Origin of the sequence: Streptomyces sp. NBC_00122, assembly GCF_045160845.1 — a bacterium.
Taxonomy (GTDB): Bacteria; Actinomycetota; Actinomycetes; order Streptomycetales; family Streptomycetaceae; genus Streptomyces.
Genome location: NZ_CP108191.1, coordinates 3,441,538 through 3,467,444, shown reverse-complemented (window position 1 = coordinate 3,467,444; position 25,907 = coordinate 3,441,538). Strand labels below are relative to the sequence as shown.

The window sequence follows — 25,907 nt, the reverse complement described above, 5'->3', positions numbered from 1 at the left end:
CCCAACCACGCGGCGAACGAAGGACTTCCCATGCTCTTGATCACCGGCGCCTCGGGCGGACTCGGCTCCCTGGTGGCGCGACGACTGGCCGGCCGGCCGGACGTACGGTTCGGCACGCGCGCTCCGGCCGGGGGCGGAGCCGGAACCGGGCGGGTGCGGGTGGACTTCGACGAACCCGACTCGCTCGGCCCCGCCTTCGCCGGGGTGGACACCCTCCTGCTCATCTCCGCGGGGTACGGGGAGGACGACCGGGTCATCGCCCGGCACGGGGCGGCGGTCGCGGCGGCCGAGCGGGCCGGCGTGCGTCACCTCGTCTACACCAGCCTCACCGGGGCCGGCGACCACCTGCCGTACGCGCTCCCGCACCGCTGGACCGAACGCCGCCTGCGGGAGTCCTCGCTGACCTGGACCGTCCTGCGCAACGGGCTGTACGCGGAACTGCTGGCGGCCCTGGCCGCGCCCGGCCCGGACGGGCTGATCACCGCACCGCTGGGGGCCGGCCGGCTCGCGGCCGTCGCCCGGGAGGACCTGGCGGAGGTCGCGCTACGGGTGGCGCTGGCGCCGGAGGCGCACGCCGGGCAGGTGTACGAGCTGGTCGGCGACCGGGCGCTGGGCGGGGCGGAGCTGGCCGGGGCGACCGGGGCCCGCTACGCCCCGGGCCGGCTGTCCGAGGCCCGGGCCGCGCTGTCGGGCACGGACGCGCAGCCGTTCGAGGTGCCGATGCTGGTGGCGACGTACTCGGCGATCGCCGCGGGCTTCCTGGACACCCCGGACGCGGGCGTCCTCCCGAAGCTCCTGGACCGCGCCCCGCGGTCCGCGCTGTCGGTGTACGCGGAGTCGGTTCCCCGCGCCTAAGCGACGCCTAAGCGGCGCCTAAGCGGCCGCTGGGCTGCGCCGCGGAGCCGGTGTCCCGCGCCGTCCGCGGCGCCGCTGCCGGGGAGTGTCAGAGGGCGGTGGGACACTCGCACCCATGAGCGACCGCACGTCCCGGTGGGCCCTCGCCGAGGACGGCGACGGGTGGTGGCACGCCGCGCCCGTGGACCCGGGCGCCGGGGCGCGGGTCAGCGTGCGCGAGCCCGCCGAGGCGGTGCGGGCCGCACCGGCCGGGACGCGGTGGGTCTGGCGGTCCACCACCGCCGTGTACCCCCGGCTGCTCGCCGCTGGGGTGCGGGTCGAGCGGTGCCACGACGTCGAGGACTGCGAGCTGCTGCTGCTCGGCCACGAGGGCCGGTTCGGGGAGCCCCGCTCGGCGGCGGCCGCCTGGGCCCGCCTCAACAACGGCCCCGTACCGCCCGATCCCCCGCAGCGCACCGCCGAGCCCGGCACGCAGGACTCGCTCTTCGACCCGCAGCCCGCGCCCGTCCCCCTCGACGCCCTGCTCGCCGTCCACGCCGACCAGGCGAGACGGCTCGACGCCACCGCCCACCCCGACCGGATGCGGCTGCTCACCGCCGCCGAGTCCGCCGCCTTCCTCGTCGCCGCCGAGATGAACCGCGCGGGCCTGCCCTGGCGGGCCGACGTACACCGCGCCCTGCTGACCGAGCTGCTCGGCGAGCGGTACGCGGGCGGCGGCGAGCCCCGCCGCCTCGCCGAGCTCGCCGACCGGATCTCCGCCGCCTTCGGCCGACGCGTGCGCCCCGAACTGCCCGCCGACGTCATCAAGGCCTTCGCCGAGGCCGGGATCAAGCTCAAGTCGACCCGCCGCTGGGAGATCCAGGAGCTGGACCATCCGGCCGTCGAGCCGCTGATCGAGTACAAGAAGCTGTACCGGATCTACACCGCGCACGGCTGGGGCTGGCTCACGGACTGGGTCCACGAGGGCCGCTTCCGCCCGGAGTTCATTCCCGGCGGTACCCTCACCGGCCGCTGGGTGACCAACGGCGGCGGAGCCCTGCAGATCCCCAAGGTGATCCGCCGGGCCGTCGTCGCCGATCCGGGCTGGCGGCTGGTCGTCGCCGACGCCGACCAGATGGAACCGCGCGTGCTCGCCGCGATCTCCCGCGACCCCGCCTTCATGGAGGTGGCCGGCCGGCCCGAGGACCTCTACACCGCCGTCTCCCGCCAGGGCTTCTCCGGCGACCGGGACAAGGCCAAGCTCGCCGTCCTGGGCGCCGTCTACGGGCAGACCTCCGGGGACGGCCTGAAGAACCTGGCCGCGCTGCGCCGCCGCTTCCCGCGGGCCGTGGCGTACGTCGACGACGCGGCGAAGGCGGGCGAGGAGGGCCGGCTCGTACGGACCTGGCTGGGCCGCACCTGCCCGCCGCCGGTGGGCTCCGCGGAGTCCGACGACGGCGAGGCCGGGATCCCGCAGGTCCGGGAGGACCGTGAGGACCGCGGCTGGACCCCGAGCTACGCCTCGGCCGACACCCGGGCCCGCGGCCGGTTCACCCGTAACTTCGTCGTGCAGGGCAGCGCCGCCGACTGGACGCTGCTGCTGCTCGCCGCCCTGCGGCAGACCCTCGGCGGGATGCGGGCCGAGCTGGTGTTCTTCCAGCACGACGAGGTGATCGTGCACTGCCCGGCCGAGGAGGCCGGGGCCGTCGCCGAGGCGATCCGCGCCGCCGGTGACCGGGCGGGCCGGATCGCCTTCGGCGACACCCCGGTCCGGTTCCCGTTCACGACGGCGGTCGTGGAGTGCTACGCCGACGCCAAGTGACCGCCTAGTTCTGGCTCCGGTTCCAGCCGGGGGCCAGCACGAGCTCCTTGAGCTGCTCCAGCGTCAGCGCGGGCGTCTCGCGGGTGGCCGTGCCGCTCTGGTTGGCGGTGTTGTAGGCCGAGACCACCACGCGCAGCCCGTTCCCCCGCAGGGTGTCGACGGTCCACTCGATAACGCCCTTGCCCTTCTCGGCGGGCCGCTGCGTGACCTTCACCTTGGTGCCGTCGGGCAGTGCGGTGACATCGGCGCCCGTGAAGCCCGACGTGCTTACGTTCCTGCTCACGTTGAGCTGGACCAAGGACCTGCCCTTGCCGTCGTCGAGCACGACGTAACCGTACGAGAAGTCCTGCCCGCCCTTGGAGACGACGGGAATCCCGTGGTTGGCCACCAGACGTTCCAGGGCCGCCTCGGGCTTCATGTACGGCAGCGCGACCGGCGACTCCGGCGGGTCGGCCCGCTCCACCGCGGCCGCGCGCAGGTCGTTCAGCGCCGGGTGCCACAGGGCCGAGGTGACCAGGGTCTTCAACCCGTCAGTCGTCAACGGCGGGTTGGGCCGGGAGAGCGGGGCGCCCTTCTCCGCGGGGGCGTTCCACTCGGACGCGTCGACCATGAAGCCCTGCGGGGTCGCGAGCGTGGCCCGCCAGACCTTGGTGTCCACCCGGCGGTCCGGGTACTCGTAGCCCTTGTAGAGCAGCAGCTTGGAACCGTCCGCCAGCCGCTCTTCGGTGCAATCGTCGTACTCCTGGACGTTCTTGTCCCCGCACGTGGTCAGCTCGCGGGCGTTGCTGCTGTTCGGGTCCACCCGGGAAAGGCCGACGCTGATGGCCGCCTTGCCGCCGCCGTCGTCGTACACGCCGGACACCATCGGGGAATCGTCGCTGCCGCGCGCCTGGGTGTCGGTCAGCTTCCCGCCGGGCAGCAGCTCCTTGAACACGGCGAGCAGCTGGTCGGCGGTGACCGCTCCGGTGCCGGTTCCGTGCAGTCTCGGGTCGGAGCCTCCGCTCGTGCCGGACCCGCCGCTCGGCAGGGGCGGCGGCGCCGCCACATTGACCTGGCCGGAGCCGGAGCCGTCGAGCAGGCCGCCGGAGTAGGCGCCGGCCGCCCCGATCACGGCCAGGGCCAGCACCGATCCGCCGACGACGGCGGCCCGGCGGCGTGCCACCAGCCGCCGGCCGCGCTGCTCGCCGGCGTCCACGAGGGCGACCCCATCGGTCGTGAAACCGTCCCCCGCGCGCCGGAGCGCTTGGCCGAGCTCGTCTTCAAAGGGCATGGGGAACCAAACCTTCCGTTTCAAGGTGGGTGAGGAAAGGGGGAAAGGACCGGCGATCTCAGAGTTCCGCGAACGCGGTGAGGCTGCCGCCGAGTTGCTCCCGCAGCCGGCCCAGCGCCCGCGAGGTGCGGGTGCGCACCGCCGCCGAGCTGACGTTCATCGCGTCGGCGGTCTCCTCGACACTGCGGTCCTCCCAGTACCGCAGCACCAGCACCGCCCGGTCCTTCGGCGCCAGCCGCCCCAGCGCCTCCAGCAGCGTCAGCCGCAGCGCCGGATCGGCGCCGGCGGCCGCCGCGCCCCGGTCGGGGAGCTCCCCGACGGGGCGCTCCCACGCCGACCGGCGGCGCTGGTGGGTCAGGAAGGCCCGCACCAGCACCGTCTGCGCGTACGCCGCCGGATTGTCGATGCGGGAGATCCGCCCCCAGTTCAGGTACATCCGCCCCAGGGTCTCCTGCACCAGGTCCTCCGCGAGGTGGGTGTCCCCGCTCGCCAGCAGACACGCGGACCGGTACAGATGCCCCGACCGGTCTGCCGCGAACTCACGGAACCCGTCTCTGCGACCCTGCCGCATGTACTCCCCCTCGCATCCGTCTCACCCCATTGACGCGACGGCGGTGCGGGAATGTTTCACCCCGCCGGGAAACCGGTCAGCCCAGGTCGTGGAAGTAGATGTGGAACGCGTCGCGGACGAAGCCCTCCGCCTCGTACAGCCCCTGCGCGATCGTGTTGTCGTACGCGGTCTCCAGCTGTACGCCCGCCACCCCCGCCTCGCGGGCCAGACGCAGCACCTCGCGCAGCAGCGCACGGCCCGCGCCGGTGCGGCGGCCGGACGGGTCCACGTACAGGTCGTTCAGGATCCAGACGGGCCGCAGGGCGAGTGACGAGAACGTGCGGTAGACCTGTGCGAAGCCCACCGCCCCGGCTCCCGGGGTCTCGGCGAGCAGGACGAGGGACTCGTCCTTCGCGATCCGTTCCGCCAGGAAGGCGCGCGGGTGGTCCGGGTCCTCGACGTCCACCTCGTAGAAGTCCAGGTATCCGCGGAACAGTGCGGCCGCCGCTGGGACGTCCGCCTCCCCCGCCGCGCGGACCGTGACGGCCCCCTCGTCTGCCGCCTGCGCCTGACCGATCATGTGCAACTCCCTGGTCCGTGTCCGCGCTGCCGGGAACCATTGTGCGCGCGAGCGCGGTTCGGGCGCCTGCCGCGCCAACCCCCGTGTCCTTCCCACGCGGACCCGGCCGCGCACCCCGGCGACCGCAGGAGTGATCGCCTCCGGACTGGTTATGCTCGCCCCATGACCCTGCCGGGTGACGACGAGGGCTTCCAGCGCGTCGCGCAATTCCGCCTTGGGCAGCTCGCGCAGCCGCAGGCCGACACTCAAGGGTTTCCGGCATCCCGGTCCACCCGCCTCCGGTGAGGGGCGACACGTACCGCCCAGCGACATTCGGTATGCCTGGCGATACAAACAGGGCACCCTGACGCTGCACTGACCGAGGACTGACGCCCGGTCACCGCGCTCGCCGCCGCACCGGATCCGCGACGTGGGACGCGGCGGACCTGGGTGTGCTCGACGGCCGTCCATGCTCTATGTTGCAGAGGCAAAAAGCAGGGGGCTTCGCATACCGCGCGCGGACGGCCGCGCCCCGGAGCGGTTGTTGGCGCACGACGAGCCGAGACTGAGGCGACGGACGACGGATGGCACGGGACTACGACAGCCAGCTTCTGGAGTCGGTGGCGGTACGCCGCCGCCGGATGAGGGACGCGCTGCTGTTCGGCGCGCAGCGGGCGCGGCGCACGGCGGACGAGCGGCTCGGGAAGCTGTTCGCGGGCATCGCCATCGCGGCTGTCCTGTGCGCGGGTTGCGTCGGATGGTCCTTCATCCAGCACACGCTCGCAAAGCAGAAGGCCGAGCAGCAGAAGCAACAACAGCAACAGCAGCAGCAACTGAGTCCGATGCAGCAGTCCGGGAAGCCGTCACCGTCGACGGCACCGTCCACGGCACCCTCGAAATCGCCGAAGCCGCCGAAGCAGTCGCCGACGTCCCCGGCTTCGCCGACGGCGCCGCACTCCTCGCACGCGCCCAAGTCGCCCAAGCCGTCGCAGTCGTAGGGACGGAAGCAGAACGCGTGGAGATCCGGCAGATTTCACAGTCCGGCAGCAGAGCTACGTCCCCCTTGGCCCCGAAAGGTCGCAATCCCGCGATGATAGGTTCCCGTAAGTGGTGAGCACAGCAACGACTTCCCGGGCGCAATTGAGCCGGGTGACCCTGATCGGCGAGCGGCGTCGGGCCGACATAGTCCTGCCTTCCGACACTCCGATCGGGCAGCTGCTCCCCGACATCCTGCATCTGCTCGACGACCGGGCCGCGGCACGCCCGTTGACCCGTCAGCTGATCACGTCGGACGGCTCCGCGCTGCCGCACGACAGCACCCTCGCGTCGGCCGGGATATCCGACGGCGCCGTCCTGCGGCTCGTCCGGACCCACTCCGCGCCGCCCGCCCCCGTGGTCCACGACGTCACCGACCTGGTGGCCGACGACCTCGATCTGCAGTCCTGGCGCTGGCGTCCCGCCGCCCGGCGGGGCAGCGCGGGGGTGGCGACCGTGGCCTTCATGGTGACCGCCGGGCTGCTCGCCCGCCGCGAGTTCGCCCTGGACGCCCTGGCCGGCGCCCTCACGGTCGTCACGCTCGTCCTGATGGCGGCCGGCGCGCTCGTCGCCCGGATCGGGCAGGCCAACCGAGGCCTGGCGACCGCCCTCCTGCTCGCCTCCGGCAGCCTGGGCGTCCTCACCGCGTGGACCGCCGCGGACGCCCACCACTGGCCGGGAATCGCACGGCTCGCCGCCGTCGCGGGCTCGGTCATCCTGACGCTGGTGCTGCTCGGCTACTTCTCGCCGCTCGGCCGCGGCGGGCTCATCGGCGCCGTGGCCACGGCCGTGATCACCGCCGTGTGGGAGGCCGTCGCAGCCGTCCAGGGCGATCCGGCCCGGCTCGGCGCGGTCGTGGTCCTGTTCTCCGTGGTGCTGCTCGGTCTGCTGCCACGGCTCGCCCTGATGGCCTCCGGGCTCACCGCGCTCGACGACCGGCGCTCCGGCGGTACCTCCGTCAGCCGCCACGAGGTGGGCAACGCGCTCGCCGCGACGCACCGCGGGCTCTCCCTCGCGACGATCGCCACCGCGATCTCGGCGGCGGCCGCCGGCTGGCTGCTGACCCTCGCCGAGAAGCCCAGCGTCTGGACGGTGGCGCTCCCCGCGCTCGTCGCCGTGGTGCTGCTGTCGAGGGCGCGGGCCTACCCGCTGGTCGCCGAGGTCGTCGCGCTGGTCGCCGCCGCGGCCCTGCTCGTCGTACGCCTCGTGATGCTGTGGACCGAGCACGCCGGGGGCACCGGACCGCTCGCCGTCCTGGGTGTGGCGGCGCTGCTGCCGCTGCTCGTCCTCGCGGTGCAGCCGCCGGAGCACGTGCAGGTCCGGCTGCGGCGCACCGCCGACCTCATCGAATCGGTCGGAATGGTGGGGCTCTTCCCGCTCGCCGTCGGGGTGTTCGGCGTGTACGGGCAACTGCTCAACAAGTTCTGAGTCAAAGCGCAGGCGCTCCGGGCGGGGCAGCAGGTCGGAAGAAGAGGGGCAGGGGCAGACATGCCGAACGAAGACAACTGGCAGGGCGATGTCCTGCGCGACCTGAGGGCCGGCTCCCCGGCGCAGGGCGCCCAGCAGGGCCCCGGCGCCCAGCAGCCCGCGCAGCCGTCGGCCCAGGGCCCGGCCGGAGCCCCGGGTTCCGGCGTGCCCCCGCAGGCCCCCGGTACCCCGGGCCCGGCCGCCCCGCAGCCCGGCCCGGCGCAGGGCCACGTACCGCAGGGCCACGTACCGCAGCCCGCCCCCGGCCACGGGTACCCCCAGGGGCAGTTCCCGCCGCAGTCGGCGCCCCCCGGCGCCCAGGGGGTCCGTACGCCCGACTCCCGGCCCGCCGTCGACAAAAACCTCGCCGGGGCGGTCCGCGGGCCCCGGCGCGGTGAGCCCTTCGCCGCCCGCGCCGTACGCGCCATACGGCGAACCGTTTCCTCATCCGCCTCCCGCGAGGTCGCCGAGGCCACCCGCGCGGCCGAGCTGCTCCAGCAGCCCGTGACCACCGGCCGCCAGATCGCCGTCACCTCCATCCGCGGCGGCGCCGGCAAGTCCACCATCGCGGCCCTGCTCGGCACCACGTACGCCCACTACCGGCAGGACCCCGTCCTCTTCGTCGAGGCCGACCCGGCCCTCGGCTCGCTGCCGATCCGCCTCGGCGCCGAGACACTGCGCTGGACGACCGGCGACGTCGCGGACATCGTCGAACCCCAGATGTCGCTGCTCGACATCACCGGCTACCTCGTCCAGCTCCGCGACAACGCCTGGCTGCTGCCCGGCAGCCAGGGCCAGATCGGCGCGATGCTCGACCTGCGGTCCTACGAGCGGGCCATGGTCGCGCTCCGCCGCTACTTCGGCGTGACCGTCGTCGACTGCGAGACGCTGCCCGCCGAGGTCGCCCGTGTCGCGCTCTCCGCCTCCCAGGCCCGCGTCCTGACCACCCCCGCCACCCTGGACGGCGTCGCCAGCACGTACGCGGTCCTCCAGTGGATGCAGGGCCTGCCCCCGCACGTGATCGCCGGCACGGTCGTCGTGCTCACCGAGCAGGCGCCGCACCCGGGAATCGACCTCGCCGAGGCGGTCCGCACCCTCCAGGCCACCGGGGCGGGCGTCCACGTCCTGCCGTACGACCGCCACCTGGCGGCCGGCGGCCCCATCCGTACCGAACTGCTCGCCCACTCGACCAGGCAGACCGCCACCCGGCTCGCCGCCGAGGTCTTCCAGCTCTCCCAGAAGCGCCACTGACCGAGATGCCGAGCCCGACCGTGACGCGACCGATCGTGATTGGCGAACGACGACGATGAGCACCCGACTGATCCACCGCCCGGCCAGGACCGTCAGACCTCCGGCCGCCCCCGCCGCACGCACCATCGAGGCCCCGCCCAACCTCCCCGAGGGCAAGGCGGGCAACATCGCGATGTCGCTGATGCCCGTGGCGGGAGTCATGTCGTCCGTCGTGATGATGACGGTCGTCCGCAACAGCCAGTTCGCAGCGCTCGGCGCGCTGATCCTCGTCGTCACCGTCGTCGGCTCCCTCGCGCTCCTCTTCTCGCAGCGCGGCAAGGCCCAGCGCACCCGCCGTACCCAGCGCGAGGCCTATCTCGCCTACCTGGAGGACCTGCGCGAGGAGCTCGCCGGCGAGGAACGTGCGCGCGGCGAGCACGCCGACGTACTGAACCCGCCGCCGCACGCCCTGTACGACATCGTCCGCGACCCGGCCCGGCTGTGGGAGCGACGCCGCGTCGACGGCGACTTCCTGCGCGTGCGCGTCGGCACCGGCGAGATGCCCGTACGCGATCTGCAGATCGGCCAGCAGGGCTCCTCCGCCCTCACGCCGCCCGACCTCTTCATGCTCAACGAGGCGTCCGCGCTCACCGCCCGGTTCCGCAGCGGTACCGAACTCCCGCTCACCGTCCCGCTCGACCGCGTCGGCAACATCAGCGTCGTCGGCCCCCGCGAGGACTGCCTGCGCGTCGCCCGCGCCCTGCTGGTCCAGGCCGCCGCCCTGCACGCCCCCGACGACGTGGCCATCGCCCTGGCCGTCCCCGGCGACCGGCTCGCCGACTGGGAGTGGGCCAAGTGGATGCCGCACCTGCTCGACACCGAGCAGCTCGACGGACCCGTCGCCGCCCGCCGGATCGCCCCCTCCACGGCCCAGCTCGCCCGGCAGATCGGCCCGGAACTGCGCCGCCGCGCCTCCTACGCCGCCGAGGTGCGCCGCGGACTGTCCGGCAGGGACGCCCTGTCCATGACGTCCCGGCTGCTCGTCGTGACCGACGGACACGGCGAGGACGCCGTCGAACTGCCCCGGCCCGACGATGCGGTGGGCCTGCGCGACATGGGCGTCACCGTCCTGCACCTGCTCGAACAGCGGATCCAGGAACCGGGACACGTCGGCGTACGGATCACCGTCGACGGCGACCAGGTGCTCATCGAGGACCTGCGCGAGGACGAGCCCGTCAGCGCCCACGGCATCGTGGACGAGGTCGGCATCCCCTTCGCCGAGGGCCTGGCCCGGATGCTCGCCCCGCTGCGCCTGTCCGCCGAGTCCCTCATCGACGCTCCGCTGTCCGGCCCCGTGGACTTCGCCGACCTGCTCGGCATCGACGACGTGGCCCGCCTCGACCTGGCGAGCCTGTGGGCCCCGCGCGGCGAACGCGCCTTCCTGCGCGTGCCCATCGGCATCAGCGACTCCCGCGAACCCGTGCTGCTGGACCTGAAGGAATCCTCCGAGCTGGGCATGGGCCCCCACGGCCTGTGCGTCGGCGCCACCGGTTCGGGAAAGTCCGAGCTGCTGCGCACCCTCGTCCTCGCCCTGGTGGCCACGCACCCGCCGGAGGACCTCGCCCTTGTCCTGGTCGACTACAAGGGCGGTGCGACCTTCGCGCCGTTCGCCGACCTGCCGCACGTCGCCGGAGTCATCACCAACCTGGAGAACCAGGCCGGTCTCGTCGAGCGCGTCCACGCCTCCCTCGCAGGCGAGGTCAAGCGCCGCCAGCAGGTCCTCAAGGACGCGGGCAACGTCGCCGACATCGGTGACTACGCCGCCCTGCGCGCCGACCGCCGGCCCGACCTGGACCCGCTCCCGCACCTCTTCGTCGTCATCGACGAGTTCGGTGAACTCCTCACCGCCAAGCCCGACTTCATCGACCTGTTCCTGTCCATCGGCCGGATCGGCCGCTCCATCGGCGTGCACCTGCTGCTGTCCAGCCAGCGCATCGAGGGCGGCAAGCTCAAGGGCCTGGACACCTACCTCTCGTACCGCCTGGGCCTGCGCACCTTCTCCGCCGACGAGTCCCGCACGGTCCTGGACACCACGGACGCCTTCCACCTTCCGCCGCTGCCCGGTTTCGGCTTCCTCAAGGTCGACACCAGCCACTACGAGCGGTTCAAGGCGAGCTACGTCTCCGGCGCCTACCGGGGCCCCGTACAGCGCGCGGAAGACGAGGACACCGGCCCCCTCGCCCTCGAGTACGAGGCCTTCAACACCCTGTCCAAGCCCGACAGCGCGGGCACTCAGGAGCCCACGGCCCGGCGCCGCGAGACCGGGCCGACCGAGATGGGCGTCATCGTCGAGCAGCTGGAGAACGCCGCCGGCCAGGTGCGCCGCATCTGGCTGCCGCCGCTGCCCGACGCGGTCAGCCTGGACTCGGTCGCCGGCCCCCTCGACGTGAGCGCGCGCGGAATGCAGCTCGCCAAGCGGCGGGGGCGGCTCATGGTGCCGCTCGGCCTGCTCGACGATCCGACGAAGCAGTGGCAGGGCGAGTGGTACCTCGACCTCACCGTCGCGGGCGGCCACGCCGCCTTCATCGGCGGCCCGCAGTCCGGCAAGACCACCCTGCTGCGCACCCTCGTCCTCTCGCTCGCGCTGACCCACACCCCGCAGGAGGTCGGCGTCTACGGCCTCGACCTCGTCGGCGGCGGCCTCCAGGCCCTGTCGGGCCTGCCGCACGTGGGCGGGATCGCGGGCCGCGCCGACCGCGAGCGCGCGGCCCGGACCGTCGAAGAGGTACGGAACATGCTGGCGACCCGGGAGGACCTCTTCCGCGAGCACGGCATCGACTCCGTCGAGCAGCTGCGCACCCTGCACGCGGCCGGCCGGCTGCCGCAGCTGGCCTCCGCGGAGATCGTCCTCGTCATCGACGGCTTCGGCGCGCTGCGCGACGACTTCGAGGAACTCGACGACGCGGTCGTCGACATCCTCAAGCGCGGCGGCGGCTACGGCATCCACGTCGTCGCGGGCATGCTCCGCTGGAACGACGTCCGCATAGCCACCCAGTCGAACTTCGGCACCCGCGTCGAACTGCGCCTCAACGACCCCAGCGAGTCCAGCATCGAGCGCAAGCTCGCCGAGACCCTGTCGCCCGACGAGCCCGGCCGCGTCCTCACCGACGGCAAGCTCTTCGCGCAGGTGGCGCTGCCCCGTACCGACGGGCTCCGCGACACCTCCGAGCTCGGCGCGGTCCTGGAGCGCACGGCCCGCACGATCCGCGCCACCTGGAGCGGGGACGCCGCCCAGCCGGTACGGGTGCTGCCGCACCTGCTGGAGCCGCACCTGCTGCCCGGCCCGGTCGCCGAGCCGAAGCGGGTGCCGATCGGCCTCGACCAGAGCGCACTGGCGCCCGTACTCCTCGACCTGTTCCAGCACGACCAGCACCTGCTGGTCATGGGTGACAGCGAGTGCGGCAAGACGAACCTGCTGAAGACGATCGCCGGCGGCCTCATCGAGCGGTACGGCGAGGACGAGCTGGTCTTCGCCATCATGGACCCGCGGCGCAGCCTGCGCGGTGTGGTCCCGGAGGAGTTCAACGGCGGCTACGCGTACAACACCAAGATGTGCGCCGGGCTGGCCGCGGGCATCGCCACCGAGCTGGACCGGCGGCTGCCCGACGACAGCGCCCCCCTGGAGGACCTGGAGCCGGGCAGCTGGGGCGGCGGGCCGCGGATCGTGGTCCTCGTCGACGACTACGACGTACTCACCACGGCGGGACAGTCGCCGCTCGCCCCGTTCGTGCCGTTCATCCCGTCGGCGGCGGACATCGGCCTGCACTTCGTCCTGACGCGCCGCGTCGCGGGCGCCTCGCGCGGCATGTACGAGCCGCTGGTGCAGGGCCTGCGCGAATCGGGAGCCTCGGCGGTCGTCATGGCCGGCGACCGCAGCGAGGGCCAGCTGTTCCCCGGGGTGTACGCCTCCCAGCAGCCCGCCGGCCGCGGCGTACTCATCCGCAGGGGCCAGTCCAACCGTCTGATCCAGACCGTCTACACCCCCGAGTGAAGGACCGCAGGACCCCATGACCAAGGACGTCATAGCCCTCACGCCGCGGATGCCCGAGCCCTGGACCGTGCTCGCGGGTCTGCTCTCCGGCGGCCCCGACAAGCTCGTGGACACGACGGGCGAGGGCGCGGTCGTACAGCTCTGCGACGAGCAGGGGCGTCCGCTCGTCTCCGTCGAGGCGCCGCTGCTGGTCCAGGTCGAGGGAGAGGCCGAGCGGCTGCTCGGAGCCACCCCGCCGCGGGTCCCCTTCTGGTGGACCGAGGCCCGCGCCACCACCGGCGTCCCCGAGGCCGAGCGCCTCGCGGGCACCTTCGCGGCCCGGATCGCCTCGCTGGGCGGGGGGAGCGCCTGGCCGCCGGATGCCGCGCGGTCGGTGGCGGTGGTGCAGAGCGAGGGGATCAGCGTGGCGCCGGCGCCCGCGGCGGCGCAGCCCGCCGTCGACGTGCTGACCGGCAACGTCGCCGTCGTCATCATGGACCGGCCGGTCGTCGCCATGACGGCCTGGCTCTCCGACGCCTACCGGGCCGCCGCGGCGGCCGAGCGGGGCCTGCAGGTCGTCACGCCGCCCGGGACGAAGCTGTCCCCGGCGGTGCTGGCGAACATGCCGGGCTGGCCGTCGCGGTGGGTCGTGCAGGACGGGCGGGACGGCTACTACGACGGCATGTCGGGCGCGGTGCTGCGCTGGCAGGAGGGCATGTTCGCCGCGGTGGTCCCCCCGGACGCCACCGAGGACGATCCGCGCGTCCCCGTCGCCGCCACGTTCCAGGAGGTGGCGGCGACGGGCGAACGGCAGCTGGCCCTCACCTTCCGCACCATCCACCCCGCGGACGAGCGGCTGGTCCTCGGCGGCGCCCTGGAGACGGTGTGGCGCGAGCTGACCGGCGAGCCCCCGGCGGGGTGGGGGACGGCCGAGCCGGCCAACCTGCCCTGGTCGCCGGGACGGCTGACCGATGTGGCGTTCACCCGGGCCCCCGAGCCGACGTGGTTCGTGGTGGTGGGCAGCCCCGGGCGGCCCGGACTCGCAACGGTGCGGATCAGCCGTACGAAGGCGGGTGTGGAGGAGGACGTGACGCTGGCGTTCGGCTACGGCGCCGACGAGCAGCCGCCGCTGGAGGCCCTGCACCGCGTCGCGGAAGCGCTCGTTACGCGCCACCGCCTCCAGTCGATGCTCGTACAGCTCCGCAAAGCGCGCCGTGATCTGCTGGTGCCGCCGCGCTTCGAGGGGCCCGGGGTGCCGCTGGCCTTCGTCCTGGGCTCCGAGGAGGTCCGGCGGATGCCGGACGACCGGGCCCGGCGTACGCCGCTGGCCGAACAGCCGCTGCGGCTGGGGCCGAAGGCCCGCCCCGCCTACTACTACCCGCTGCCCGGAAATCCGTCGGACCTGTCGGGGTGGAGCGTCTTCGAGCAGCTGATGAGGCACCTGAAGGGCTCGTGAAGATGCCTGGTGGTTTGTCATAGCCGGGTCACAGACGGCCCGTTGCACGTTGCAGGAGCGATGTGAGTTGATAGAACTGGACATACTTACGATCGTTCGAGTGTGCGGGGGAGTGGGATGAAGTTCGACATGGGGACGCAGGTTCTGACGAGCCTGATGTCGGGGTCGCGGAATTCGAGTACGGACCTGGGAACGCTGATCAAGCTGCTGGTGGACGCGGCGCAGCCGCTGGAGGGCAAGTTCAACGGCCAGGGCAAGGTGGCGTTCGACTCGTTCAAGGCGCGTTCGGACGGCATCGCGAAGGAGCTCAACGCTTCGCTGGCCGCGATCCTGGGCGGTCAGTCGGGCATGGAGCGGGCCTTCGGTTCGGGTGACCAGGAGCAGGGCGAGAACGCGCGGCAGCAGCAGTCGGCGGCGAACTTCGACGCGGCCCGCTTCTCGGGTCGCTGATTCTTCTTCACGGGGAGTGTGGTTGTGATGGCTGGTGACAAGGACCGTCGTTCGTACGACGTGGGCGCCTCGACGGAGGCGCAGGGCAACATCAAGGTCGTGATCGGTCAGCTGGAGCAGGTGATCGCGGCGCGCGAGGCGCAGGTGGCGAAGGCGATGTCGGACTTCGCCGCGGATGGTGTGGCGGACGACTACCACGCCAAGGAAACGCGCTGGAAGAACGCCTCGCAGGAGGTCAAGAACATCATCCAGCTGCTGAATTCGACGCTGGAGAAGAACGACGGCACGGCGCAGCAGACGCTGCAGCGGGCGAAGGCCGCGGTCGACAACATCGGCTGAGCAGGATCGTTTTAGCGGGGCAGCGGGGCAGCGGGGCTGTATGGCAGCGGGCTACACGGGGGTGGGTCGTCGATGACGTCGTGGGACATCAAGCCGCAGGGTGTGCAGGGTCAGTTGAAGACCGTCGGCGGGAATGCCGGCGAGCTGGAGAAGGCCCTGAACTCCCTGATCACGAACATGTCGGAGGCGGCCCAGGCAGCGGGCACGGCCGTGCCCGGCTCGGCGGCCGAGACCAAGGTGCAGGGTCCGGTGGCGCCGGGCAAGCCTCCGCTGTCGCATAAGGCGATGGGCCCGGTCGCGGCCGCTCTGGGTACGTACCTGGAGGGCCGCAAGAAGGAACTGGAGTCGATGGCGCACCGCATCGAGGCCTGCATCCTCGGCGCGGTCAAGGCGACGAACGAGTACCTCGAAGGCGACCTGGACCAGGCCAAGGCCGCTCAGGACGCGGCAAGGGCCATGAACCTGGACGTCCTGCGCGAACAGCCGGGGGGGAAGAAGTGAGCGGCAACGCACCCGTCGATCCGGCCGAGATACCCGTCTTCACCGGCGATCTGGCGGTGCTGGACGCGAAGGTGAAGGAGATCTCGTCGGGCGGGGCGACGGTCTCCACGAAGGCCAGTGACGTCCACACCAGTTTCGGCGGGCTGCAGGCGTTCTACCAGGCGCCGGAGGCGGACCAGCTGTTCGCGACGACCAAGCCGGTCGCCGACCTCGGGCTGAAGCTGAGTTCCGACATGTGCACCATCGCGGGGGCGCTGGGTACGTACAGTCGCGATGTCGAACCGCTGGTGAAGAAGCTGGAGCACCTGAAGAAGGAAGCGGAAGCGTTTCGTTCGAAGGTGGCCGACGACAAGAAGTGGCGCGAGGACGGCGATCTGATCGAGGAGAACCTCGATCGCCGCAATGACATCGCCGAAGTGTGGGCGCAGTTCCAGGAGGTGGAACGCGCTGCTCACGCGAAGATCGTCGCTCTGGTGGGCGGGCCCGCCCTGAAGAAGGACGACGGCTCGCACGGCGAGGGCATGTACGGCTACGACGCCGAGGCCCTGAAGCAGTCGAAGTCGCTGCCGTGGGGTGACGCGGTGGAGGAGTCGGTGCCGTGGTGGCAGGTGTGGGAGCACGCCTACGACTTCGGCAAGGGCGTGATCGTCGACGGTGTGTGGGGCACGATCGTCGGCCTGGGCACGCTCGTCGGCTTCCAGGGCTGGGACGCGGCGGGTCAGGCCTGGACGGGCCTGGCGAAGCTGGCGACGGGCCTTGCGATCTCCACCCTGCCGATCGTGGGTCCGGCGTATCTGGCGGCCCCCGACGACAAGCTTCCGTCGTGGCTGCGTGATTCGCGTACGGCGATGAAGGAGACGGGCAAGGCGCTGCTGGCGTGGGACCAGTGGGGCTCGAACCCGTCGCGTGCGGCGGGTGCGGTCACCTTCAACGTGGTGACGACCGTATTCACCGGCGGTGCGGGCGGTGCGGCGTCGGGTGCGGGCAAGGCGGGCGCGGTGGCCAAGGCGCTGTCGTTCGCGGGCAAGGCCGGGCGGGCCATCGACCCGATGACGTACGTCTTCAAGGGCGCGGGCGCGGGCATCTCGAAGATCGGCGACGTGATGGCCGGGCTGAAGGGCCTGGGCAAGATCGAGGTCCCGAACATCAACGTGGACGGCGCGATCGCCCTCCCCGAGGGTGCCGTCCATCTCCCCGACGGTGCGATCCACCTCCCCGAGGGCACCGCGATCCCGGACGGGGCGATCAAACTCCCGGACGGCAACATCAAGCTCCCCGAGGGCACGGCCACGCTGCCGCCGGGCTCGGTGAAGCTGCCGGTGGACGGTCCGGCGCAGTTCATGGACCCCAAGGGCAACATCTACGACGCCGCGGGCGACATCACGCACCACGCCGAGGACGCCCCGACGGGCAAGCCGGACGCGGGCGCGGACACCCCGCGCGTCGACGCCCCGAAGGTGGACTCCCCGGCCTCGGTCAAGGTCCCGGAGCGCGAGCTGGTGTCCGTCGGCGGCCGAGGCGACGACGGCATCCGCCTCGGCTCCGACATCTCCGACCCGGTCCACGCGGGCGACCACGCCCCGACCGGCCACACCCCGGACCACACCCCCGGCGGCCACACCCCGGACCACACCCCCGGCGGCCACGCCCCGGACAACATGCCGCGGGGCGACCTGAACAACACCCCCCGCGGCGGCCACCCGGACACCCCGTCCACCCACGGCACCGACGCTCCGAGCGGGGGCGGCACCCACCCGGACACCCCGGGCACCGGCGGCCACGGCGACGGTCCCACCGGCCCAGGCCACCCGGACGGCCCGTCAACCGGCGGTACCCACCCGGACGGGCCCGGCACGGGCGGCGGCCACCCGGATGCCCCGTCCTCGGCCCCCCTCGATGAGGCGACCCGCGCAGCGCACCGTGCGGAGTACGAGGCTGCCCGCGAGGTCCCGCCCAAGCAGCGGACGCCCGAGGAAAGCATGGCCATCACCCGCGAGCACGTTCGGCTGGCCAACGAGGACCCGGTCTGGCGCGCGGAGCACTACGACAAGTGGGGGCTCGGCAAGCGAAACGATGCCGACATGTTGGTCGACGGCCAACTCCTGCCGAAGCTCATTGAGAAGGACGGTAGTTGGATTGCCACTAGCCAATTGCCGCACGCGGACCCGGGTGGCTTCCACCTCGAAGACCTGGTGAGGGGCCGGGATACCGTTGACCCTCAGGGTCTGAACCACCTTGACGAGGTTGCGGCCAAGCGTCGGGCGGGCATGGACCTGACCAAGTGGGAAAAGGCCTTTGCCAAGGATCCGAGCGTTGGGAACGCGCTGGAGCTGGATAAGGCGCTGGAGCACTACAACCTCACGGTCGGCAAGGACGTACCCAACAACACCAAGCTCGGCGAGGCCCTTGGAGAAGAGGCCGCAAGGCACCACATGCTTCTCCAGGACGAGTTCAAGGGCGCCAAGGAGGTCGACGATCCGCCGTTGCCGGAGACGCCCAACGGGTCGAGGGCATTCGACCAGCTGTGGCGCGACAAGGACGGCAACCTAGTGATCGTCGAGGCGAAGAGCCCCAACGGTACGCTGGACTGGCGTCAAGGCGCCGGCGACTTCGACCGGTTCATGGTGAAACAGGGATCCATCGAGTACGTCCGCACCATTGTTGCCGAAATGGAAGGCCGTGTTGCCACCTCGCCGGCCGACGGCAAGTACGCCGCGGAAATCCGGAAAGCCATCAAGAACAAGACTCTGCGCTACGTCCTCGTCCAGGCTGCCGAAAACACCGGCCAGTATGCTGGGGCCGAGCTCAAACACTTCAAGCTCTTCTAAGGAGAATTGCGTTGGTCTCGATCATCCCCCGTCACCCCGTTCCCACGGGCAGGGCAGAAGAAGGCCTCGCCATACTCCAAGAGAACGCGCAGGAACTGATCGACGGGCTGGAGGAAGACTCCACCGACCTGGGTGATGCCCAGCGCACCACGCTCACCTTGGCCCAGTCACGTTGCCTTGTCGACCCGAGGGCATCGATCTTTCCCACCTGGGATGCCTGGGTGAACGCGATGCAAACGAGCTCCGCCGTGTTCGCCGCCGCGACCACGTCCGAAGAACAGGTGCAGTGTCGTATCGCGCACAAGGACCGCGCGCTCAAAGCCACCGGTCCAGAGTGGTACGTACAGCCGGACGCGTGGCTCAGCGCCTTCTACCTGGCCGTGGTGTGCCGGGAACGGGACAGGATCACAGCCCTGTGCCGGGTACCTCTGTCTTTGCTCCGGGAGAACGGGTCGCGCTTCGAGGAGTACCACTACGCCTGGATCGACACCCTCCAGACCTACTGGCTCGGTGGCCCTGAGCTCGTACCAAAGCTGGTGGCCGCGGTAGACCGCACGGAGCCCGAAGTCGTCGCAGACCCCCAGATGGTCGGCCGGCTGGTGTACCCGCCGATGGAGATGTTCCATCGGTTCATCCGCAAGGACAACGACGGATTCAACCGTGCACTCGCTACCGCCCTCGACTGGCACAAGGACTACTGGAGCGAAGAGAGCAGGGCACTCCAGGCATCGGGTTTCGTCGCGCTCGCACCGCTCGCCATGGCTTGCATCGCCCACGATGCGGGCATCCCCATCGAGGTCGAGTCCGAGTACCTGCCCGCCACTCTCCTTGGCCGCAACTGGTGCGGCGAATTCCCCACGTAAGGCGCATATGACCGCCGTACTCATCGGGATACGCCCATGACCATGATCCTGTCCCGCCAGGACTATCCGAAGGACGATATGGCGGCGGTGGTTCCCGTCATGGAGGGGTCGCTGTCCTATTCGCTGGAGAAGATCGAGACCTCACACAACTCCAGGTCGGGCGCGGTCATGAGGTCGCTGAACGTCGCTCTCGTTCGCTGTGTCGGGGATCCCACGGCCGGCATGCTGGAGACCTGGGAATCCTGGCTGCTGGCCCTGCAGGTGCACTCTGCCGTGTTCGCCGCCGCCGATCCCGACCGGGAAACGGTCACCTGCAAGATCCGCCAGGAGGAGCGCCACCTCGCCACCACCGAGCCCCAGACCTACCTCAACGCGGACACCTGGCTCAACGCCTTCTACCTCGCGGTCATCTGCCGTGAAGCAGCCCGCCTCGACATGCTGGCCCGGATCCCCGTGTCCCTGCTGCGCGACTTCGGCGGCGCCCTGGACGAGTACACCTATGCCTGGGTGGAAACCCTCCAGAGCTTCTGGCTCCGCCGCGACGACCTGCGCACCCACCTGGTGCGTGCCGTGGACCTGAGCGCTCCCGAGCAGGCCCGCGTCGTCGACGCGGAGGAGATGAGCAAGCTCCGCTACCCGCCGATCATGATGCTCTACCGCTACCTGCGCAACGACCCCGCCGGCTTCAACGACGCCCTGGCCGACGCCGTCCGCTGGCACAAGGAGTACTGGACCGCGGACGAGGACCGCACCCAGAACATCCTGGGCGTCGTTGCTCTCGCCCCGCTGGCGATCGCCTGCCTGGCGAAGGCCAACGGCATCCCCGTCGAGGTCCAGTCCGACTACCTCCCCGAGGCCCTCCTCGGCTTCGCCTGGCGCGGCGAGTTCGACGCGTAGAGCCGCAGGCCGCAGGGGACGCACGCGCCCGGCAAGGTAACCCACGTAAGGCACACGCATGACCACCGTCCTCTCCCGCCACGCGTTCCGTACCGACAACGCGGCCGAAACCATGGCGCCGATCGTGAGCATGGCCCAGGAGGCGCTTGCAGAGATCGAGGAGTCGGAATTCGACCGCCATGACGCGCTGATGCTCACGGTCGCCGCAGCCAAGTGGCGAGGCGTGGACTGAGGAACTCGGCCGCGGCCGGAAGCGGATGACCGAGCTGTCCCAGGTCCCGCTCCACCGCATCGCCTACAACGGCTACAACGGCTACGACGAGTACGTCCGGCACCGGGTCGACACGCTCCAGACCCACTGGCTCCGCGCACGCCTGCGACGCCTCCCTCCGGCCCCGCACGGGCGCTTGAGTAGGCTTGTCCTGGCTCATCACATACCGGGGGGGGGAGACGCGCATGGAACCGCTGCGTCATGACGACCCTCCACGGACCGGGCCCCACATCACCCTGGCCCGGCTCGACGCGGATTCCGAACAAGCCGTTCCCGCACGCCGCTTCATCGCCCGCAGCGCCGACGGCGACCACACGTTCCTTGCCTGCCTCCCGCGCACCGACGCCGACCCGACCCGCTGGGCGATCGAGGCGGAGGGGGCCCGTCGGCTCTCGATACGGGGATTCCTGCCGGTCGGGGAGGTCGGCGGCACGGCGGACCTCCCCTGGTGCACGGCGCCGTACGTCCCCGCTCTCCCGCTCCCCGCCGCCCTGCGAGCTCACGGCGGTCCGCTGCCCGAGCCGTTCGTACGGGCCCTGGGCGCCACCCTCGCCCAGACCCTGGCCACCGCCCACGCGCACGGGGTGACGCACGCGGGCCTGTCCCCCGCCGCCGTACTGCTCACCACCGAAGGCCCCCGCCTCAGCTGCTTCGGGGCGGTACGGGCCGCAGCCCCGGACGGGGAGGCGCGCAGCGGCCTGCCGGGCCTCGACTCCGGCAGTCTCGCCCCGGAACAGGCGGCCGGTGGACGGCCGCGCCCGCTGGGCGACGTGTACGCCCTGGGGGCGGTACTCGCCTACGCGGCAACCGGCCACACCGTCCCCGAACGCGACGAACTTCCCTCCTTCATCCGCGAATTGATCGCGGCATGCCTCTCGCGCGATCCCGAGAGGCGTCCGCAGGCGCACCAGGTCCTCACCCGCCTGGAGTCGGCCGCGAGTACGGCGGCACACCAGGCCACCGTCCTGGACACGGCCGCCCCGATCCCCCTGCCGGCAAGCATGGTCGCCGCGCTCGCGCGCCAGTCGGCGCAGGTCCTCGCGGCTGAACTCCCTGTTCCTGCTCCCCTGGACTGACGGCTGATGCTCTCCCCGCTCACCCACGACGACCCGCACCTGCTCGGCGCCTACCGGCTCATCGCCCGTCTGGGCAGCGGCGGCATGGGCACCGTCTACCTCGCCCGGTCGGCCACGGGCCGTACCGCAGCGCTGAAGACGATGCACGCCCGCATCGCCACCGACCCCGCCGTCCGCACCCGCTTCCGCCTCGAAGTGGACGCGGCCCGCGTCATCGGCCCCGTCCACGGCGCCCGGGTCTTCGACGCCGACCCGCTCGCCGAAACCCCCTGGCTGGCCACCGAGTACGTTCTCGGCCCGCCCCTCGACGACGCCGTCTCCATCGCGGGACCGCTCCCCGAGCCCGCGGTACGCGCGCTGGGAGCCCTGCTGTGTGCGGCTCTGGGCCAGCTCCACGCCTCGGACGTCGTCCACCGCGACCTCAAGCCCTCCAACATCATGATCACGGCAGACGGTCCCAAAGTCATCGACTTCGGCATCGCCCGTGCCATCGGCGACGACCACCTCACCCGCACCGGTACCGCCGCGGGCACGCCCGCCTTCATGTCCCCCGAGCAGGCGACCGGCCAGGAACACACCTCTGCGGGGGACGTCTTCGCACTCGCCGGCGTCCTCACCTACGCAGCCACCGGCCACGGGCCCTTCGGCACCGGACAGCACGCCGACCTCATCTACCGCGTCCGCTACGCCGACCCCGACCTCACCGGAGTCCCTCCGGCCCTGCTCCCGGTCCTGACCCGCTGCCTCAGCAAGAACCCCTACGACCGCCCCTCCACCACCGACCTCGCCGCCCAGCTGCGCCCCGGGCAGGGCGGCTTCGCCGCCCATCTCCCCGAGCCCCTGCTCATGGAGATCGCCCGCCGCGTCGGCGGCGTCTGGCATGCCCGGCCCCAACGCCTCCCGGCCCCACCGGGACACGACCTCGCCGAAGCCTTCCCGAGCGGCACTCCGTCCACCTCCTCCACCCCGTCCCTCCTGTCCCGCCGGGGGCTCCTGGCCCTCGGGGGGAGTTCCGTACTCGGAGCGGCAGCGGTCGGAGCCGGCGCCTGGGCATGGCTGGGCCGTCAGGACACCGGCCCGAAGCCACCCGCCGTCGCCTCGAAGGAACCCGCGTGGGACCTGCTCTGGCAGGTGCCGACGAGCTACGCCGCCCCGCTCATTCCCCCCGCGCCGCTCGTCCTGGACGGACTGCTCGTCGTAGGTGAGTACGGCGTACAAGGCCTGGATCCCGCGACAGGAGCGGCGAAGTGGCCGGACCCCGGTGTCTACTTCATGCGCCGGACCGCCACGGACGGCAAGCAGATCTACGCCACCGACTACACCCTCGAAGAGACCGATCCGCTGAAGGTCTCCACCGTCGATCCGGCCACCGGAAGGCTCAAGGCCCCGTTCGGTGAACTCAAGGACCTGAGAGCGATCCTCTACGGAACCCAACTGCTCTGCGCGACGGGCGAAGCCGTCTACCTGGTGGGAGGCCGAGGCCCCCATACGAAAGCCGGCTTCGGCAAGGACCAGACGTATTTCCTGCTGGGCGTCGACACCCGCTCGGGGAAAAAACTCTGGGAGGTCCCTCTCCCCGCCCGACCGGACACGTCCGAGCGCCTGCACTTCCTGTCCGCCCAAGCCGTGGGCAGGTACCTGGTCCTCGTCCAGCAGTCCGCGGACGGAGAACCGCGCCTTGTCGTACACGACGCGATGACCGGCAAAGCGCTGTGGGACCGGCCGCTCGACGGCAAGCAGTCGGCGCTCAACCGGGCTCATCTGGCCCTGGACAGCCGGCACGTGTACCCGTCGGCGGGTGAACTCGTCGCGCTCGGCCTGGCCGACGGCAAGGCGGCCTGGCGCTTCGACGGGGCAACACCAGGGGCGCGGTTCAGCCCTCCGGCCGTCAAGGACGGCGTGGTGTACGCGGTGGAGGAAGGCCGAGGCATGGTCGCGCTCGACGCCACGAGCGGCACACTGCGGTGGGCGGAGAAGCGCCGCGAGGTCACGGCCGAGGACCTCGACACCCCGCCTGCGGTCGGGATCGCGTACGTGTACGTGTACAGCAGGGCTTCGTCCGGACTGGTGGCCGCGGACATCCGCACCGGCGCAGCGACCCGTCCCTTCAAAGCCGCCAAGGCGCGGTACTTCGCCGACGCGTCCGCCAGACGGCTCATCGCCATCGGCGACGAATACACCGCCGCTTATCCCCTCGCTTGAGCTCACAGAAAGCCTCACACGCAATGAAGCCCCTGGAATCCGGAGACCCGATCCGACTGGGCCCGTACCGCATCCTCGCCGTGCTCGGCGAAGGAGGCATGGGCAAGGTGTACGTCGGTCAGGACAGCGAGGGGCACGCCGCCGCCGTCAAAGTGCTGCACCCCCACCTGACGCACGACCCGAACCTCACGCAACGATTCGTCCGCGAGGCCCAGATGGCCAGGTCGGTCACCGGCGGGTCCGTGGCCCGCGTCCTGGACGCCCGGACGGAGGGCGGGCGTCCGTGGATCGCCACCGAGTTCCTGACCGGGCCGACACTCGCGGATGCCGTCCGCTCCCACGGGCCGTTCGACGAACCGACGGTACGGGCCCTCGCTGCGGCGCTCGCCCAGGCGCTCCGCGACATCCACGCCGCCGGCCTCGTCCACCGGGACCTGAAGCCCGCCAACATCGTGCTCACCGCGACGGGCCCCCGCGTCATCGACTTCGGCATCGCCCGCCCCGAACACGGCCTCACCCTCACCGCCACCGGCCAGGTCCCGGTCACCCCCGGCTACGGTGCGCCCGAGCAGGTCCTCGGGCAGCGCGTCGGTCCACCGGCCGACGTCTTCTCCCTGGGTGCGGTCCTGGTGTACGCGGCCGGCGGGCAGCACGCGTACGAGGGTTCACACGTCGCCGCCGTGCAGTACGAGGTGGTCCACGGAGAGGCGCGCCTGGACCGAGTACCGCCCCCGCTCCAGCCGTTGGTCGGCGCGTGCCTTGCCAAGGACCCGGCGTCCCGGCCCCTGCCGGACGAGATCATCCGTTCCTTCGCCCCGCCCCGAGGCGCCGAACGCGCGTGGCGGCAGGGATCGATCGCGCAGGACATCACGACCCGCGAGCACAGCCTCCATCTGCTGACCACGGCGCCGGGCGGGGTCGCACCGCGCTCCGTCTCACGTCGGCGCCTGCTGACGGGCCTTGCGGTCGGCGGATCCGTGCTCGCGGTCGGCGGCGGCGCCGTGTGGTGGATCCGGAAGGGAAGCGGCCCCTTCGACATCCCTCCGGCCGTACAGACCCCGCAGGCCCGCGTCCTGGACCCGAAGAAGGGTGACTACGTCCTCGGCGAGACCGCCAAGCCGCTGTGGAGCGTCCCCTCGGCGCTGTCGGAGGAATCGCCCGCGCCCCTCCCCGTACGCGACGTCGTCATCGTCGGAGCACCGAAGGGCGGCATCGCCGCGCGCAGCGTCGTCGACGGCACCCTCCGATGGTCGGCGCCGGAGGCGGTGGCTGCCAACCGCTACCTGTCCCTCTCCGGCCAACTGGTGGCGGCCACCGACCGGAACGGCACCCTCACGACCTTCGTCGCCTCGACCGGCGAGCCCAAGTGGACGTCCCCGGCGGAAGCCGCATCCCTCCTCGACGCGGACGACGAAGCCGTCTACCTGATCACCAAGGACGGGCGGGTGCGCGCCATCGGCCGGTCCGATGCCAAGATCCGCTGGACCGTCGACGTCGACGCGGACCTGGGCACGAAGGCCGCCTCGCGCGGCCTGGCGGCCCAGGGCCGGCTGGTCATCACGGCTGCGGACGGGTCGCTGGTCGCCCTCGACACGACCGACGGCCGCAAGGCATGGGACCGCCGCAAGCAGTCCGACGACGGCCGGGCCAAGGTCGCCCTGTCGGGACGCTCCCTGTGCGTGACGGGAAAGAACCTCTCCGCCCTCGACATCGTCGACGGAAAGGACCTCTGGTCGGCCGAGAACCCCAAACCGCCGAACGGCGGCACGATCTCCTGGGGCCCTCCGACCATCCACGGCGACCACGTGTACGCAGCTGTGCTGGGAGTCCCCGTCCGCTACGACGTCCGGAGCGGCGGAGGAACCGACTGGGTCTACGCAGGTCTCTTCGAATGCGACCCGCCCAGCCCGCTCGTCGTGCAGGGGAACGGCCTCTGGTCGGTCGCCGTCAACAGGACCCAAGGGGGCATCAACGTCATCGACCTCTCGCCCGAGAACCGGCCGCCGTGGGTGTTCCCCGTCATCAAGAACCCCACCCGCTACTGGCTCACGGCCGACGCGAACCGCGTCTTCCTCCTGGACGGCACGTCACTCGGCGCCCTTCCCGTGTTCTGATCCGGTGAGACCCGAGCCGAACCAGCACGACGAGGCTCTACAACATCATCCCGGCTGGTGCCGGGCCGTGCCGCCAAACCCTGTCCGCCCGGGTCGGGAAGGTACGGCCCGGT

20 protein-coding genes and 1 pseudogene are annotated in these 25,907 nt (G+C 71.8%); 18 read left to right on the top strand and 3 right to left on the bottom strand.

Annotated features, from left to right (window positions below):
* Window positions 1-30 precede the first annotated feature (30 nt).
* A complete protein-coding gene (locus OG737_RS16425; RefSeq protein ID WP_328926903.1) occupies window positions 31-855 on the top strand; it encodes an NAD(P)H-binding protein in 825 nt (274 codons plus the stop codon).
* A gap of 115 nt (window positions 856-970) precedes the next feature.
* Window positions 971-2,656: a bifunctional 3'-5' exonuclease/DNA polymerase gene (locus OG737_RS16420; protein ID WP_405679159.1), complete on the top strand. Its 1,686-nt coding sequence runs from the start codon at window positions 971-973 to the stop codon at window positions 2,654-2,656.
* 4 nt (window positions 2,657-2,660) lie between these two features.
* On the opposite strand, the gene OG737_RS16415 is transcribed toward OG737_RS16420, so the two are convergent.
* From OG737_RS16415 to OG737_RS16405, 3 genes are all read right to left on the bottom strand, one after another.
* The gene (locus tag OG737_RS16415) at window positions 2,661-3,926 is read right to left on the bottom strand and encodes a hypothetical protein (RefSeq protein WP_405921698.1); all 1,266 of its coding nucleotides are present in this window, start codon (window positions 3,924-3,926) and stop codon (window positions 2,661-2,663) included.
* 58 nt (window positions 3,927-3,984) lie between these two features.
* Window positions 3,985-4,497 carry a SigE family RNA polymerase sigma factor gene (locus OG737_RS16410; protein ID WP_328926900.1) on the bottom strand — a complete coding sequence of 171 codons (513 nt, stop codon included), beginning with the start codon at window positions 4,495-4,497 and terminating at the stop codon, window positions 3,985-3,987.
* A 76-nt stretch (window positions 4,498-4,573) separates the two neighbouring features.
* Complete coding sequence (locus OG737_RS16405; protein WP_405921697.1) at window positions 4,574-5,056, bottom strand: GNAT family N-acetyltransferase; 483 nt, start codon at window positions 5,054-5,056, stop codon at window positions 4,574-4,576.
* A 162-nt stretch (window positions 5,057-5,218) separates the two neighbouring features.
* Here OG737_RS16405 and OG737_RS16400 point away from each other — a divergent pair, with 162 nt between their 5' ends.
* The 16 genes and pseudogenes from OG737_RS16400 to OG737_RS16325 all read left to right on the top strand — a co-directional run bounded on the left by OG737_RS16400 (window position 5,219) and on the right by OG737_RS16325 (window position 25,794).
* Window positions 5,219-5,341, top strand: a complete 123-nt coding sequence (locus OG737_RS16400; RefSeq protein ID WP_405921696.1) for a hypothetical protein — start codon at window positions 5,219-5,221, stop codon at window positions 5,339-5,341.
* 278 nt (window positions 5,342-5,619) lie between these two features.
* Window positions 5,620-5,934: pseudogene (locus OG737_RS16395) on the top strand (hypothetical protein); the annotation flags it as partial.
* 208 nt (window positions 5,935-6,142) lie between these two features.
* Window positions 6,143-7,498 carry a type VII secretion integral membrane protein EccD gene (gene eccD / locus OG737_RS16390; RefSeq protein ID WP_328926894.1) on the top strand — a complete coding sequence of 452 codons (1,356 nt, stop codon included), beginning with the start codon at window positions 6,143-6,145 and terminating at the stop codon, window positions 7,496-7,498.
* A 60-nt stretch (window positions 7,499-7,558) separates the two neighbouring features.
* Complete coding sequence (locus tag OG737_RS16385; RefSeq protein ID WP_405921695.1) at window positions 7,559-8,788, top strand: MinD/ParA family protein; 1,230 nt, start codon at window positions 7,559-7,561, stop codon at window positions 8,786-8,788.
* Between the two features lie 55 nt (window positions 8,789-8,843).
* Window positions 8,844-12,818, top strand: a complete 3,975-nt coding sequence (eccCa, locus tag OG737_RS16380) for a type VII secretion protein EccCa (protein ID WP_405921694.1) — start codon at window positions 8,844-8,846, stop codon at window positions 12,816-12,818.
* Window positions 12,819-12,834: 16 nt separating this feature from the next.
* Complete coding sequence (locus tag OG737_RS16375) at window positions 12,835-14,253, top strand: DUF6177 family protein (protein ID WP_328926891.1); 1,419 nt, start codon at window positions 12,835-12,837, stop codon at window positions 14,251-14,253.
* Between the two features lie 117 nt (window positions 14,254-14,370).
* The gene (locus OG737_RS16370; protein WP_328926890.1) at window positions 14,371-14,703 is read left to right on the top strand and encodes a hypothetical protein; all 333 of its coding nucleotides are present in this window, start codon (window positions 14,371-14,373) and stop codon (window positions 14,701-14,703) included.
* A gap of 27 nt (window positions 14,704-14,730) precedes the next feature.
* On the top strand, window positions 14,731-15,042 hold the full coding sequence (locus tag OG737_RS16365; RefSeq protein ID WP_328926889.1) for a pore-forming ESAT-6 family protein: 312 nt from the start codon (window positions 14,731-14,733) through the stop codon (window positions 15,040-15,042).
* 72 nt (window positions 15,043-15,114) lie between these two features.
* A complete protein-coding gene (locus tag OG737_RS16360; RefSeq protein WP_328926888.1) occupies window positions 15,115-15,543 on the top strand; it encodes a DUF6507 family protein in 429 nt (142 codons plus the stop codon).
* Window positions 15,540-18,371 (top strand): hypothetical protein, encoded by a 2,832-nt coding sequence (locus OG737_RS16355; RefSeq protein WP_405921693.1) that lies wholly within the window; start codon window positions 15,540-15,542, stop codon window positions 18,369-18,371. The genes OG737_RS16360 and OG737_RS16355 overlap by 4 nt, the downstream gene beginning before the upstream one ends.
* An 11-nt stretch (window positions 18,372-18,382) precedes the next feature.
* Entirely contained in the window at window positions 18,383-19,234 is an 852-nt protein-coding gene (locus OG737_RS16350; RefSeq protein ID WP_328926886.1) for an immunity 49 family protein, read from the top strand.
* 36 nt (window positions 19,235-19,270) lie between these two features.
* Window positions 19,271-20,131 carry an immunity 49 family protein gene (locus tag OG737_RS16345; RefSeq protein ID WP_405921692.1) on the top strand — a complete coding sequence of 287 codons (861 nt, stop codon included), beginning with the start codon at window positions 19,271-19,273 and terminating at the stop codon, window positions 20,129-20,131.
* A 58-nt stretch (window positions 20,132-20,189) separates the two neighbouring features.
* Window positions 20,190-20,363 (top strand): hypothetical protein, encoded by a 174-nt coding sequence (locus OG737_RS16340; RefSeq protein WP_328926884.1) that lies wholly within the window; start codon window positions 20,190-20,192, stop codon window positions 20,361-20,363.
* A gap of 224 nt (window positions 20,364-20,587) precedes the next feature.
* Window positions 20,588-21,478 (top strand): serine/threonine protein kinase, encoded by an 891-nt coding sequence (locus OG737_RS16335; RefSeq protein WP_405921691.1) that lies wholly within the window; start codon window positions 20,588-20,590, stop codon window positions 21,476-21,478.
* 6 nt (window positions 21,479-21,484) lie between these two features.
* On the top strand, window positions 21,485-23,680 hold the full coding sequence (locus OG737_RS16330; RefSeq protein ID WP_405921690.1) for a protein kinase domain-containing protein: 2,196 nt from the start codon (window positions 21,485-21,487) through the stop codon (window positions 23,678-23,680).
* Window positions 23,681-23,703: 23 nt separating this feature from the next.
* Window positions 23,704-25,794, top strand: coding sequence for a protein kinase domain-containing protein (locus tag OG737_RS16325; protein WP_328926881.1), 2,091 nt, complete (start codon window positions 23,704-23,706; stop codon window positions 25,792-25,794).
* The last annotated feature ends 113 nt before the right edge of the window (window positions 25,795-25,907 follow it).